This is a genomic window from Nocardia sp. XZ_19_369 (assembly GCF_015355715.1).
Classification (GTDB): domain Bacteria; phylum Actinomycetota; class Actinomycetes; order Mycobacteriales; family Mycobacteriaceae; genus Nocardia.
In genome coordinates, this window is sequence record NZ_JACVED010000003.1 from 60,060 (window position 1) to 73,668 (window position 13,609).

The 13,609-nt window shown below is 68.9% G+C and carries 14 protein-coding genes; 4 read left to right on the forward strand and 10 right to left on the reverse strand.

Annotation, left to right across the window (positions count from 1 at the left end; genetic code table 11):
• Positions 1–64: 64 nt before the first annotated feature.
• Entirely contained in the window at positions 65–475 is a 411-nt protein-coding gene (locus IBX18_RS11930; protein ID WP_147141182.1) for a cupin domain-containing protein, read from the reverse strand.
• A gap of 72 nt (positions 476–547) precedes the next feature.
• Positions 548–1,597, reverse strand: a complete 1,050-nt coding sequence (locus tag IBX18_RS11935; RefSeq protein ID WP_194833819.1) for a saccharopine dehydrogenase NADP-binding domain-containing protein — start codon at positions 1,595–1,597, stop codon at positions 548–550.
• A gap of 95 nt (positions 1,598–1,692) precedes the next feature.
• On the opposite strand from IBX18_RS11935, the gene IBX18_RS11940 reads away from it, so the two are divergent.
• The gene (locus tag IBX18_RS11940) at positions 1,693–2,610 is read left to right on the forward strand and encodes an AraC family transcriptional regulator (RefSeq protein ID WP_194833820.1); all 918 of its coding nucleotides are present in this window, start codon (positions 1,693–1,695) and stop codon (positions 2,608–2,610) included.
• A gap of 70 nt (positions 2,611–2,680) precedes the next feature.
• A complete protein-coding gene (locus IBX18_RS11945; RefSeq protein ID WP_194833821.1) occupies positions 2,681–2,938 on the forward strand; it encodes a type II toxin-antitoxin system Phd/YefM family antitoxin in 258 nt (85 codons plus the stop codon).
• A gap of 70 nt (positions 2,939–3,008) precedes the next feature.
• Here IBX18_RS11945 and IBX18_RS11950 read toward each other — a convergent pair whose 3' ends face one another.
• From IBX18_RS11950 to IBX18_RS11985, 8 genes are all read right to left on the reverse strand, one after another.
• Complete coding sequence (locus IBX18_RS11950) at positions 3,009–3,761, reverse strand: DUF427 domain-containing protein (protein WP_194833822.1); 753 nt, start codon at positions 3,759–3,761, stop codon at positions 3,009–3,011.
• A 114-nt stretch (positions 3,762–3,875) separates the two neighbouring features.
• Complete coding sequence (locus tag IBX18_RS11955; RefSeq protein WP_194833823.1) at positions 3,876–5,123, reverse strand: MFS transporter; 1,248 nt, start codon at positions 5,121–5,123, stop codon at positions 3,876–3,878.
• Between the two features lie 11 nt (positions 5,124–5,134).
• Positions 5,135–5,578 carry a MarR family transcriptional regulator gene (locus IBX18_RS11960; RefSeq protein WP_306796238.1) on the reverse strand — a complete coding sequence of 148 codons (444 nt, stop codon included), beginning with the start codon at positions 5,576–5,578 and terminating at the stop codon, positions 5,135–5,137.
• Between the two features lie 118 nt (positions 5,579–5,696).
• Complete coding sequence (locus tag IBX18_RS11965) at positions 5,697–6,749, reverse strand: acyl-CoA dehydrogenase family protein (protein WP_194833825.1); 1,053 nt, start codon at positions 6,747–6,749, stop codon at positions 5,697–5,699.
• Positions 6,746–7,768, reverse strand: coding sequence for an acyl-CoA dehydrogenase family protein (locus IBX18_RS11970; RefSeq protein WP_194833826.1), 1,023 nt, complete (start codon positions 7,766–7,768; stop codon positions 6,746–6,748). The genes IBX18_RS11965 and IBX18_RS11970 overlap by 4 nt, the downstream gene beginning before the upstream one ends.
• Entirely contained in the window at positions 7,765–8,907 is a 1,143-nt protein-coding gene (locus IBX18_RS11975) for an acyl-CoA dehydrogenase family protein (RefSeq protein WP_194833827.1), read from the reverse strand. The genes IBX18_RS11970 and IBX18_RS11975 overlap by 4 nt, the downstream gene beginning before the upstream one ends.
• Positions 8,907–9,785 carry an enoyl-CoA hydratase gene (locus IBX18_RS11980; protein ID WP_194833828.1) on the reverse strand — a complete coding sequence of 293 codons (879 nt, stop codon included), beginning with the start codon at positions 9,783–9,785 and terminating at the stop codon, positions 8,907–8,909. Before IBX18_RS11980 ends, IBX18_RS11975 begins: the two co-directional genes overlap by 1 nt.
• Positions 9,785–11,338: a FadD3 family acyl-CoA ligase gene (locus IBX18_RS11985; protein WP_194833829.1), complete on the reverse strand. Its 1,554-nt coding sequence runs from the start codon at positions 11,336–11,338 to the stop codon at positions 9,785–9,787. Before IBX18_RS11985 ends, IBX18_RS11980 begins: the two co-directional genes overlap by 1 nt.
• Before the next feature lie 85 nt (positions 11,339–11,423).
• Between IBX18_RS11985 and IBX18_RS11990 the strand changes: the two genes are divergently transcribed.
• Together IBX18_RS11990 and IBX18_RS11995 are read left to right on the forward strand one after the other, a co-directional pair.
• Positions 11,424–12,629 carry an acyl-CoA dehydrogenase family protein gene (locus IBX18_RS11990; protein ID WP_373889190.1) on the forward strand — a complete coding sequence of 402 codons (1,206 nt, stop codon included), beginning with the start codon at positions 11,424–11,426 and terminating at the stop codon, positions 12,627–12,629.
• 37 nt (positions 12,630–12,666) lie between these two features.
• Positions 12,667–13,461 (forward strand): SDR family oxidoreductase, encoded by a 795-nt coding sequence (locus IBX18_RS11995; RefSeq protein ID WP_194833831.1) that lies wholly within the window; start codon positions 12,667–12,669, stop codon positions 13,459–13,461.
• Positions 13,462–13,609 lie beyond the last annotated feature (148 nt).

Here is a 13,609-nt window from a genome sequence, read left to right on the forward strand (position 1 = left end):
GTGCGGGTCACGCCGCGTCCGGCGGCACCGACGTGTGCTCGGCGTCGCCGAACTCGTCCGGCCTTCAGTCCATCTGGAAGTCGGCGAAGTCGAACCCGGGGGAAACGAAGCAGCTCACCAGCACGTATTCGTCGCCGGCCGGTCGGGCGGCTTGGCTGACCCCACCCGGCACCACCGCCTGTAGCACCTGACCGTGCTCGACATCGGGCCCGAGCACGACCTCCTCACCGCCGATATTCAGCACCAGCGGTCCGCCGCGATGCCAGAGCCACAGCTCGTCCGAGCGGACCGTGTGCGGCGCCGACTGCTCACCCGGCATCAGCAGGAAGTGGATCGCGGTGGCGCTGGCGCGTGCGCCCTCGTAGCCCTTCGGCTCGAATTCCACGGCGCTGCGCCAAGTTTCGCGGAACCAGCCACCCTCCGGGTGCGGTGCCAGATCGAGGGCTTCGGCGAGTGCGGGTCGGTTGTCGGTCATCGTTCGACTATGCCTGATCTTCGGCCGGTGGCGCCGGACGGCGCCCTTGCAGCGCCTTTCCGAACAGCGGGCTCAGCGCTCCTCGATGCGCCAGGTGATGCCGAAAGGCGCGAGGGTGTCGAGGAATTCGGCGGCATCGAAGGCCTCGGCCACCGCGAGCGCTCCCGGCTTCGCGGTGCCGTCGGCCAGCCGTACGGCGACCTCCACCGCCATCAGCGCCGAATCACGATACGAGTGCACACCACTCACGACACCGCGGACCGTGCGACCGTCCGTGCCGAACGCGTCGACCACCAGGTCGTAGCGCAGATTCGCGCTCGGTGCATCGGGCAGCGTGTCGATGACCTCCTCGGTGAACCCGCTCAGCGTGTCCAGGATCGAGGTGGCGAGCACGCCCTCGACGTAGGAGACGTCCGAATGGCGCGGGATCGTAAGTACCGGCGGCTGCGGGAATTTCGCGACGGCGGTCGGCGCCGCGTCGCCAGGGAAGGTCATCTCGCCGTGCCGAGCCGTTGCGCCGGTGCGCAATTCGCCGTCCGCGTAGTTCCAGCCGCCGCTGCGGAACCAGTCGAGGCTGGCGAACACCGTCTTCGCGCTGCCCTTGGAGCCGTTGCCGCGGCCCTTGCTCAGATGGCTGAGCACCACCTCGGCCGGGCCGGCCACTCGGCGGGTGGTCAGGTAGCCGAGCAGGTCGCCGGGCAGATTGCTGTCGGTGATGCCGGAGACCAGAGTCACCCCGGCTGCTTCGGCCCGCGGCCCGAACTCGTCGAACACCTGCTTCAGGAACAGCTGCTCGCCGGACATATCGGTGTAGTGCGCCCCGGCGTCGATCGCCGCCGCCAGCACCGCGGGTCCGTGGGTCACGTAGGCGGGCAGGCTGCTGATCACCACGTCGGCCCCGGTGAACGCGGTCACCAGCGCATCGTGGTCGGTGAGATCGGCGACCCGGATCTGCGCGTCCGGCAGGTCGGCGGCCGCCGCGGCGGCCTGGATCCGAGCCGCGTTGCGGCCCACCAGGATCGGGGTGAAGCCGCGCCTGCGCAGCTCGGTGAGGACGTAGCCGCCGGTGATGCCGGTGGCGCCGTAAACGGCGATGGTCTTGGTGCTGCTCGTCGATGTCATGACACAAACTTATGGTCCAGCGGTGAGTAAACCAATGGTCGTATTGCTCGCTGATATATCTCAAACGCTCACCACGGAAGCGCTATGGTGTTCAGGTGGACATACTCAGCGAAACCATCGCGGCCATCCGCACCGGCAGCCCGACCTCCGGGCTGTTCATCCGGCACGCCCCGTGGGGCCGCCGCTACCCCGTGGTGCCGGGTGCCGGTTTCCATGTGGTGCTGCAAGGTTCCTGCTGGCTGGTACCACCGACCGGCGCACCGCTGGCCCTCGGTGTCGGTGACGTCGTGTTCATGCCCCGCGGTGCCGACCACGACCTGGTGGACAGCCTCGACAGCCCGGTCACCGAGCTGGCGCAGGTAGGCGAGCCGAGGGAGCTCACCGGTCCCGGCGTGCGCGCGGCATTGCTCTGCGGCGCATACGAACTCGGCAAGAAACGCAGCCACCCGCTGCTCGACGAACTGCCCGAGTTCATCCATCTGCCCGCCCGCCCCGGCCGGCATCCGGCCCTGCGCGGCGCCGTCGACCTGCTCGCCGCCGAGATCGCCGAACCCCGCCCCGGCAGCGACGCCGCCGTTCCGGCACTACTCGAAACGCTGCTGCTCTTCATCCTGCGCGCCTGGCTGGACGAGCAGTCCAACGCTCAATCCACCGGCTGGGCAGGCGCTTTCGCCGACCCGGCGGTAGCGGCAGCCCTGCGTGCCGTGCACGAGGAGCCCGCCCGGTCCTGGACCGTCCCTGATCTCAGCGGCGTCGCCGGCGTCTCCCGCGCCACGCTGGCGCGACGCTTCACCGCCATCGTCGGCGAACCACCCCTCGCATACGTCACCCGCTGGCGCATGCTCACCGCCGCCCGCCTGCTCCGCGACACCGACGCCCCCCTGGGCACGGTGGCCCGAAAGGTCGGCTACACCTCCGAATTCGCCTTCGCCAAGGCCTTCAAGCGCGAATACGGCCTCGCCCCAGGCCAATACCGCCGCGCCGAAGACCAGCCCCCGCTCGTCGCAGTCTGATGCCCCGCACCTCCTGATTTCCCGCACACGGAATCGCCGTCGTGTACACGATGGTGTGTACATTCGGGACGTGAGCGAGATCAGTACCCGGGAACTACGCACCAACCTGGCGAAATACCTCGACGCTACCGAGGCCGGTGAGCAGGTGATCATTCTTCGTGATGGCACCCCTGCCACCGCGCTGGTTCCCCTGTCGGTAGTGGAAGCGGCCAACGACGCCGAAGACGAAATGCTGGCGCGGGAGACCGCCGCACGCCTCGCTGCCGGCGAGAAGACCTCCAGCATGGCCGAAGTGCTCGCCGACATTTTTCCACAGGCGCACAGTTGAAGTGACTGTGGGCCTTTGTGTCTGTGCGGGCAAAGCCGGCGGACGGCCTGACCGGCTACCGCTGACCGACTCAGCTGAACGGCGAGTGCGGGCGTTCCTGGAGTTCCCCGTCGACATACGTGTCGACCTTCTCGTTGTAGAAGCAGACCAGGCCCGCGACCTTCTGGCTCTCGGGTAGCGGCGTGCGGTATCCCCACACGTAGTCCTGGTATTCCTTGTCTCCGACGCGGACGGTCCAGTAGTCGGCGGTGCCCTTGTAGGGGCAGCTGGTGTGCGTGTCCGACGGGTGCAGTAGATCCATTCGGACATCGGTCATCGGCAGGTAATACCTTGCGGGAAGGCCGGTTTCGAAGAGGATTCGCGGGGAGTGCGAGTCGGCGACGGTGACGCCGTCGATCTCCACGCGCACGTGCCGGGAGCTGGCGAGGATGTCGACGCGGGAGTAGGGGTCGCGGGGGTGGACGTAGACCGGCTCGTCTTCCTCGAACCAGTCGTCCATCTTGTTCCACTCGAGCCGCACCAGCTCGTTCAGTTCGGGCAGCGGTGAATCGTGGTAGCGCAGGGCGGCCGCAGTGGCGGTGGTGCCGTCCACGACCACGTCGTATTCGGTCGCGTCGCCGCGGCTGGGGGAGTGGTGGGACTTACCGGTCGGCTCGAGCTTTACGTGCAGATCCGCGACCGGGATGTAGTAGGTCGGATAGTGCGGGCCCTCCCACACCAGGACCGGCCGGGCAGTGTCGGCCACCAGGTGGCCGCCGAGAAATACCCGCACTCGCTTCTGGCTGGTTTCGATCTTGACCCGGCCTCGCTGCGCATCGCCCATAGCATCCGACGGTACTCCCGCTGCGGGCCTGAGCAAGCGTGTGAGCGAGCACGATCGGCGAACGCGACAGCTGCCTGAACCCGGTGCCCGGGTCCAGGCAGCTGGGCGGTGAACTCAGTCGCCGACGGTGATCGCCTGCGCCTCGGCGACGCTGTGCGGCGCCGGATCGTGGTCGTCGATGTGCGCTAGCGCCGCGCGCCCGGCCAGCAGGACGAGCACCGCGCCCGCGGTGCAGGCGGCGCCGACCCAGAACGGCAGCGCGATGCTGTGCTCGCCGAGCTTGCCCGCGAGATACGGCGCGGCCGCGCCACCGGCGAAGCGGACGAAGCTGTAGGCCGCCGAGGCGGTCGAACGCTCGACCGGCGCGGAGATCATCACGGCCTCGGTGATCAGGGTGTTGTTCACCCCGAGGAACAATCCGGCCAGCACGGTTCCGATGATCAGCACCGGCTTGTGCTCGGCGAACGCCGCCATCACCGCGAGGTCCGCGGCGAACAGGGCCAGCGCGAGCCCCATCATCGGCAGCGAACCGAACCGCCGCTGCAACCGCGGCGCCAGGAACACCGACGCCAGCGCGAGCAACACGCCCCAGCCGCAGAAGATGAAGCCGATCGCATAGGTGCCCATGTCCAGCGGGAACGGCGTGTAGGCCAGCAGGGTGAAGAAGCCGAAGTTGTAGAGCAGCGCGGTGAGGCTGACGGTCAGCAGGCCGCGATGCCGAAGCGCGAGGAAGGGAGCGGCGATCGAGGTGTGATGCGTCGGCTTAGGACCTTCGGGCAGCAGCACGACGATGCTGACCAACGCGACGGCCATCAATACCGACACACCGAAAAACGGTCCACGCCAGCTGATTCCGCCGAGCACGCCGCCGAGCAGCGGACCGGTCGCGATGCCGATGCCGAGCGCGGCCTCGTAGAGGATGATCGCGCGGGCGACGCCGCCGCTGGCCGCGCCGACGATGGTGGCCAGCGCGGTGGCGATGAACAGGGCGTTGCCCAGACCCCAGCCTGCTCGGAAGCCGACGATCTGAGTGACGGTGTCCGACAAGCCCGCCAGCGCCGCGAACGCGATGATGATGGCCAGACCGGCCACCAGGGTCTTCTTCGCACCGAATCGGCTGGACACCACGCCCGTGATCAGCATGGCCACGCCGGTGACCAGCATGTAGCTGGTGAACAGCAGCGAGACCTGCGACGGCGAGGCGTGCAGTTGCTCGCCGATCGGTTTCAGAATGGGGTCTACCAGCCCGATCCCCATGAACGCGATCACGCTCGCGAAGGCAACGGCCCACACGGCTTTCGGTTGGCCGGTGGCCGCACTGGTGTCCGCGCCGTCGGCGCGGGCGGGAGCCAATGTGCTCATCAATGTTCCCTCTATGTCGGATTGTGCTGTGACGTAGCCTTTTTCAGGGCCTCCAGCAGTTCGTTCAGATCGGTGTCCATGCGGGCCAGGCGTTCGGTGTCGAAACCGGCCAACCGCGTGGTGAGCGCGGCGGCGAACGCCTGTCGCGCCTGGGTGAGCCGGTTGCGTCCGGCCGGGGTGAGTTCGACGACGACGGCCCGCGAATCCGCCGCGTCCTTGCGCCGGGTCGCGAAGCCATCCGCGACCAGCCTGCCGATCAGCGTCGTTGCCGCCGGCTGCGAACAGCGGTCGATCCTGGCGAATTCACTGACCCGCACGGCGCCGTGTTCGTCGAGCACCGCCAGTGCCCGCAACACCGCCCGCGGCAGGTCGTCGCCGCTGATCACCCCGGCCAGCCGAGTGAGCCTGCCCGCGGTAACGAGTAGATCGACGACGATGTCATCCGCTGTGTTCACCTGAGCCTGCTGCACCAGAATATTATTACATAAGCTAACTATATATGTCTCGTGAAGTCGATCACGGACAGAGAACAGCCCCGGTACGCAGTCCGTACCGGGGCTGTGACCTGGGTGTTCAGGTAAGAGTGACCGGGCGGCGGGGTGTGCCGAAGAGCTGGGCGGTCCCGTGGGCGCGCTTGAAGAACAGCTGCGCATCGTGTTCCCAGGTGATGGCGATGCCGCCGTGGAGCTGCACGGTTTCGGCGACGATCGTGCTCAGCGCGTCCGAGCAGTGCAGGCGGGCGACCCAGACGTCTTCGGCGGCGGTGGCGGCATTCTCCGAGACGGCCAGGGTGGCTGCCGCCGAGGCGGACTCGGCCGATTCCAGCAGCACGTACATGTCGGCCATGCGGTGCTTGAGGGCCTGGAAGCTGCCGATCGGGCGACCGAACTGGACCCTGGACTTGGTGTATTCCACCGTCATCTCCAGGCAGCGGGCGGCCGCACCGACCTGTTCGGCGGCCACTGCGGCCCAAGCGATTTCGCGCAGCCGGGTGATGGCGGGCGCGGGATCCCCGGTACCGAGGCGGTGGGCTTCGGCTGCGGTGAAGGTGATTTCGGACAGCTTGCGGGTCGGATCCATGGTCGGCACGACGCGCCGTGCGACCCCGGCCGCAGTGGCAGCGACCTCGAAGAAACCGGTCGAGGCGAGCACGATCAAGGTGTCGGCGGTATGGCCGTCGAGCACGTAGCTAGCGGTGCCGGTGAGGGTTCCGCCGGACTCCTGTACTCCTGTTTCGTCCCAACCGCTTTCGCCTGCGCAGCACACCGCGAGCGTGCGGGTACCCTCCGCGACCTCGGGCAGCAGCCGGTCGCACGCCGCCGCGTCGCCGGACAACAGCACGGCCTGGACGCCGAGAACGGCGGAGCCGAGCATCGGCACCCCGGCCAGGACGCGGCCGAGTTCGCCTACCACCACCAGGGATTCGACCAGGCTCGCCCCGACACCGCCGTGTTGCTCGGGGATGGCCAGCGCCGCGACCCCGATCTGCTCGCACAGCAGCCGCCACAGCGCCGGGTCGTAACCGAGGTCGGTGTCCATCGCCGCGCGCACCGCGGCGGACCCGGCGTGCTTGGTGAGCAACGCCCGCACCGAGGCGGTGAACTCCTGCAGTTCGGTGTTCGTCATGCGGTCCCTCGCTGCGGCACGGCCGCCTCGCGCAGCGCGCGGGCGATCCGTGCACGGTGCAGATCTGTTGTGCCCCAGGCGGAACGGAGTGCGGTGACCTTGGTCAACCACAACGACAGGTCGTACTCGGCGGTGTAGCCGATCGCGCCGTGTACCTGCAACGCCGCTCTGGCGGCCTGGTGCGCCGCGTCGCCACAGGCGAGCACGGCGGCCGAGACGTCGCGGCCGCGGGTCGCCTCGCCCATGGTGAGCGCGGCGCGGTGCAGCAGCGGTTCGGCAAGATCCAGTCCGATCAGCACATCGGCGAGCTTCTGCTTGACGGCCTGGAACTCACCGATCGGCTTGCCGAACTGCTTGCGCTGCTTGGCATATCCGGTGGCGGCGTCCAGCAGCGCGCGGCCCGCACCGAGCAACTGTGCCGCGCAGGCCAGCGCACCGGTGTCGAACGCGACGGCGACGGCGTCCGGTACCTCGTCGCCCTCGGCGACCAATTCGTCGGCCGCGACGCTGAACAGGCGGCGCGCCGGATCGATCGACCGCACCAGCCCCGTCCGATGCGCGGTGTGCACCTGAGCACCGTCGGCGATCAGCACCACCTCGGCGCTGTCGGCGTCCAGCGCCACCCTGCCCTGCTCCGGCGATGCGAAAGCGATGGTGCCCAGCGCGGTGCCTTTGGCGAAGCCGGGCAGCCAGCGTTGCGCCGGGCTCTTGTCCGGAAGTGCTTGCAGCAGTGCCGGTATCGCGGCGGCGGTCTCCACCAGCGGACCCGGCGCGGCGGCGCGGCCGAGTTCGACGAACGCCACCACCAGATCGATCGGCTCCGCGCCGACACCGCCGAGCTCGTCGTCGATGGCCAGCCCGAGCACACCCGCGCCGGCCAGCTGACCGATCAGCGCGCGGCCGGGGCGCGGATCGCCGGACGCCCAGTTACGGACCGCGGCGGGCGTGCGGCCCGCGTCGAGCAGCTTGCGCACGCTGGTGCCGAAGTCCAGTTGTTCGGGGCTGAGCGCGAACCTCATCGGCTGCTCCCTCTCGGTAGTCCGAGCAGCCGCTCGGCGATGATGTTGCGCTGAATCTCGTTGGTGCCCGCGTAGATCGGGCCGGACAGCGCGAACAGATAGCCGTCGGTCCACGGCCCGGATCGCTCGGCGGTCGCGCCGAGCACCTCCAGCGCGGTCTCGTGCATCGCGATATCGAGCTCCGACCAGAACACCTTGGTGATCGATGATTCCGCGCCGAGCTTGCCGCCCTCGTTGAGCCGGGTGACCGTGCCGAAGGTGTGCAGCCGGTAGGCCTCGCTGCCGATCCAGGCGTCCACCACGGCGTCGCGCTGTGCGGTGTTGGCCGGGTCGCCGGTGTCGAGCCACAGGTCGATCAACCGCTGGGCCGTCGCGCTGAACCGGCCGGGGCTGCGCAGCGACAGGCCGCGCTCGTTGCTCGACGTGCTCATGGCCACCCGCCAGCCCTCGCCGGGCTCGCCGATCACATCGCGGTCGGGCACGAACACCTCGTCGAGGAAGATCTCGGCGAAGCCGGGCTCACCGTCCAGCTGCGGAATCGGGCGCACCGAAACACCATCCGCGGACAGCGGGAACATGACGTAGGTCAGTCCCTTGTGCCGCTCGGCCGCCGGGTCGCTGCGGAACAGGCCGAAGGCCCAGTCCGCGTAGGCAGCTCGGGAACTCCAGGTCTTCTGGCCACTCAGCAGCCAGCCGCCGGTGGTGCGGCGGGCGGTGGAACGGATGCCCGCGAGGTCACTGCCTGCTTCCGGCTCCGACCAGGCCTGGGCCCAGATGTCGTCGGCGCGTGCCATTCTCGGCATGATCCGGTCGAGTTGCTCGGGGGTTCCGTGCTCGAACAGCGTTGGGGCCAAAAGAAAGATGCCGTTCTGGCTCACCCGACCCGGCGCGCCCGCGGCGTAATACTCCTGCTCGAACAGCACCCATTGCAGCAGGGAGGCATCGCGGCCGCCGTAGGCCTCGGGCCAGGCGACCACCGAGAGGCGAGCGTCGGCGAGGGTGTGCTCCCAGGCCCGGTGCGCCTCGAATCCGGCCTGCGTGTCCATCGAAGGCAGCGGTTGGGCGGGCTTGTTGGCGGCGAGGAACTCCCGGACTTCGGTCTGGAATTCCTGGGTCGCCTGGTCGATATCGAGATCCACTACGTCGCCCCGTTCTCGGTCGAGGTCGCCTGCGCCTTCATCGTTTTGGCGTTCATGCCGCCCAGCGAGTCGGCGCCGACCTCCGCGTTGTGCGCGTGCGCGAAGTGGTGCAGCCCGAACACCGAGTCCATCCCGGTGCGCATACCCATCAGATCCTCCGCCTGGTTCACCGCCTTCTTGGTCAGCGCGAGACCGAATTGCGGCATGGCGGCGATCTTTTCGGCCAGCGCGAGCGTCTCGTCCGCGAGCTCGGCACGCGGCACGACCCGGTTGACCATGCCCCATTCCTTGGCCTGCGCCGCACCGAACCGATCACCGGTGAACAGGAACTCCTTCGCCGCGCGCGGGCCCATCACCCACGGGTGCGCGAAGTACTCGACGCCCGGAATGCCCATCCGGACAACGGGATCGGAGAAGAACGCGTCGTCCGACGCGATGATCAGATCGCACACCCAGGCCAGCATGAGCCCGCCGGCGATGCAGGCGCCCTGCACCATGGCGATGGTCGGCTTGGGGATCTCCCGCCAGCGCCTGCACATGCCGAGATACACCTCGAGCTCACGCGCGAAGCGCTGATCGCCGCCGACCTTGTCGACGTGGTCCCACCACAGCGCCGCCTTGTTCGGATAGCGGATGTGGTGATCGCGTCCCGGGGTGCCGATGTCGTGCCCGGCGCTGAAGTGTTTGCCGTTGCCCGCCAACACGATCACGCCGACCTCGGGATCTTCCACGGCCCGCTCGAACGCCGCGTCGAGGGCGTAGGTCATCACCGAGTTCTGCGCGTTGCGGTAGTCCGGCCGGTTCAGCGTGACGATCGCCGTGCGGCCACGCACTTCGTACGTGACGACGTCACCCTCGTCCGGGATCGGTTCCGACATTACGAAATCTCCTCACGTAGTTGACGCTTGAGCACTTTCCCGGCGGCGCTGTAGGGCAGCTGGTCGCGGAATTCGATGAACCGCGGCACCTTGAAGTTGGCCAGCACGGTGGTGGCGTGGGCGAGCACCTGGTCCTCGGTGAGCGTCGCGCCCGGCTTGCGGACCACGAAAGCCTTGCCCACCTCACCCATTCGGGTATCCGGCACGCCGATCACGGCGGACTCGGCGATGCCGTCCAACCGCGCGAGCGCCTGCTCGATCTCGGCCGGGTACACGTTGAACCCGCCGGAGATGTACATGTCCTTGAGCCGGTCGGTGATCTTCAGGTATCCGCGTTCGTCCAGCGTGCCGACGTCGCCGGTGTGCAGCCAGCCGTCGGCATCGATGGTTTCCGCGGTGGCTTCCGGATCGTCGAGGTAGCCGAGCATCACGTTCGGCCCGCGCAGCAGCACCTCGCCGTTGGGCGCGAGGCGCAGTTCGAAGTCGGCGATCGGGCGGCCGCAGGTGCGCGCGATGGTCGCCGCGTCGTCGTCCGCGCGGCACATGGTGCCGAATCCCGCCGCCTCGGACAGTCCGTAAGCCGTGATGACGACGTCGAAGTCGAGCTCCGCGCGCATCCGCTCGATCAGCACCACCGGGACGGTCGCCGCCCCGGTGACGGCCACCCGCAGCGTGCCGAGGTCGAACTTGTCGCGGTCGGGGTAGTCGAGAATCGTCTGGTAGATGGTCGGCGGCCCGGGCAGCACCGTCACCTTCTCCTCGCTCACCAGTCGCATGGTGGCGGGCACGTCGAACACCGCCTGCGGGATAATCGCGGCCCCGGTGACCAGGCAGGCGAGGATGCCCGCCTTGTAACCGAAGTTGTGGAAGAACGGGCTGACCACCAGATACCGGTCGTCGCGGCGCAATGTCGCGCACTCCGCCCAGGCCCGCACCACCGAGAGCGCCTGCCGATGGGCGACCACGGTGCCCTTGCTGCGGCCGGTGGTGCCGGAGGTGAACAAGATGTCGGCGGTGTCCTCGGGGCTCACCGCCGACGCCCGCTCTTCCGCCTCGGCGGGCGTGGCCTTCTCGGCGACTCCGGCGAGCTCGGACCAGTCGAACGCGGTCTCGTCGCTGGTCCGGGTGCCCGGTTCGACGGGGATGACGATGACGGTCTCGATATCGAGTTCCGGTGCGCTCACGCGCAATTCGGCGAGCCGGTCGCGGCCGAGGAAGGTGCCCGCGATGAACAACGCCCTGGCGTCGACCCGGCGCAGCACGTCGGCGGCCTCGTCGGCGACGTAGCGGGTGTTCAACGGCACCAGCGACGCGCCGACATAGTGGGCGGCCAGCGCCGCGACGACCCAGTGGTGGGTGTTGGGCGCCCACATGGCCACCCGGTCACCGGACTGCACGCCGCGCGCGATGAGCGCCCGCGCCACCTCCTGGACCGCCGCGAGCAGCTGCGTCCAGTCCAGCCGGACCGCGCCGTCGGCGAGGGCGGGGGCGGTGCCGAACGTGGCCGCGGCATGCCGCAGCGCCAGCGGAGTCGTCAGAGCAGGGGTTGTCACGGTGGTCCTTACGTCCGTGTCGGGCACTTATGCGAGCGCCCTACAAAGCAAGTGCTTGGTAGGTTATCCTACCGGCGTGGGTGCGATCCAGACCTCAGAATCCGACACCGCCGCGTCCGGCGGGCGGTTTTCCGCGACGCAGGACGCGCGATTCGCCGCCGAGGTGCGCGAGTGGCTGGCGGAGAACCTGAACGGCGAATTCCGCGAGTTGCGCGGGCTCGGCGGACCGGGCCGGGAACACGAGGCCTTCGACGAGCGCCTGGCCTGGGACCGGCACCTGGCCGCCGCGGGCTGGACCTGTCTGGGCTGGCCGAAGGAGTACGGCGGCCGCGAGGCGACCGTGCGCCAACAGGTGATCTTCCACGAGGAGTACGCGAAAGCGAACGCGCCCGCCCGGGTTTCGCACGTCGGCGAGGAACTGCTCGGACCGACCGTGCTCGCCTTCGGCACCCAGGCGCAGAAGGACCGCTTCCTGCCCGGCATCCGCACCGTCGGCGAGCTGTGGTGCCAGGGCTATTCGGAGCCGGGCGCGGGCTCGGACCTGGCCGCGATCACCACTTCGGCGCGGCTGGACGGCGACGAATGGTCGATCAACGGCCAGAAAATCTGGACCTCGCTGGCCCACGTCGCCGACTGGTGCTTCGTGATCGCCCGCACCGAGCGCGGCTCGGTCCGCCACAAGGGCCTGTCCTACCTGCTGGTTCCGATGCGCCAGCCCGGCATCGACGTGCGCCCGATCATCCAACTCACCGGCACCTCGGAGTTCAACGAGGTCTTCTTCGACGACGCGCGCACCGCCGCGGACCTGGTGGTCGGCGCGCCGGGCGAGGGCTGGCGCATCGCCATGGGCACCCTGACCTTCGAGCGCGGCATCTCCACCCTCGGCCAGCAGATCAGGTTCGCCAGGGAGCTGGCCGACGTCGAGGCGCTGGCCCGCCGCACCGGGGCCGCCGACGATCCGCTCATCGCCGATCGGATCGACCGGGCCTGGGTCGGCCTGCGGGTGCTGCGCGCGCACGCCATCCGCACGATGGAGGGCGCGGGCGTGGACGACGGAGGACAGGCCTCGGTCGCGAAACTGTTGTGGGCCAACTGGCATCGCGGCCTCGGCGAGCTCGCCATGGCCGTGCTCGGCCCGGCCGGCCTGGTGGCCGAGGAGAACGACTTGAACGAATGGCAGCGGCTGTATCTGTTCACCCGCGCCGACACCATCTACGGAGGTTCGAACGAAGTGCAGCGCAACATCATTGCCGAGCGCGTGCTCGGTCTGCCGCGAGAGGCGCGTCCATGAGGTCTGTGACCAAGGCGAGCGCCGGCGAGGCGCAGTCATGAGCGGGCTATCGGTAGCGCCGGCTCCCATCCCCGGGCACGGTCTGTTGACCGGCCGTGCCGCCGTCATCACCGCCGCGGCGGGCACCGGCATCGGCTCGGCCACCGCGCGCAGGCTGCTCGCCGAGGGCGCGGATGTGGTCGTCTCCGATTGGCACGAGCGGCGTTTGGCCGAGACGGCCACCGAACTCGCGGCCGAGTTCCCGGACCGCAGAGTCGCCTCGATCGCCTGCGACGTGCAGAGCACCGAGCAGGTCAACGCGCTGGTTCAGGGTGCGGCCGCGGCGATCGGCCGGATCGACATCATGGTCAACAACGCCGGACTCGGCGGCGAGACCCCGGTGGTCGACATGACCGACGAGCAGTGGGATCGCGTCCTCGACATCACCCTCAACGGCACCTTCCGCTGCACCCGCGCGGCGCTGGGCTACTTCCGTGCCGCGGGCCACGGCGGCGTGATCGTCAACAACGCCAGCGTGCTCGGCTGGCGCGCGCAACACGGTCAGGCCCATTACGCCGCGGCCAAAGCCGGTGTGATGGCGCTGACTCGGTGCAGTGCCGTCGAGGCCGCCGAACTGGGGGTGCGGATCAACGCGGTCGCGCCGAGCATCGCCAGGCACGCTTTTCTGGACAAAGTCAGTTCGACCGAACTGCTCGACCGGCTCTCCGAGCGGGAAGCTTTCGGCCGGGCCGCCGAGCCCTGGGAGGTCGCCGCCACCATCGCCATGCTGGCCAGTGACTACACCTCGTATCTGACCGGTGAGGTCGTTTCGGTCAGCAGTCAGCGCGCCTGAGCGGCAGGCAATATTTTCGTGCATCGGGACAACGGCACCCCGGGAATTCGGCGATCCGCCGTAGTTTCCCAACATCTTTCGCTATCGAGCTATCCAATCGCTGTCCGGTAACCGGTGGTTCGGCGCGGCGAGCCGCACGGACCGGACG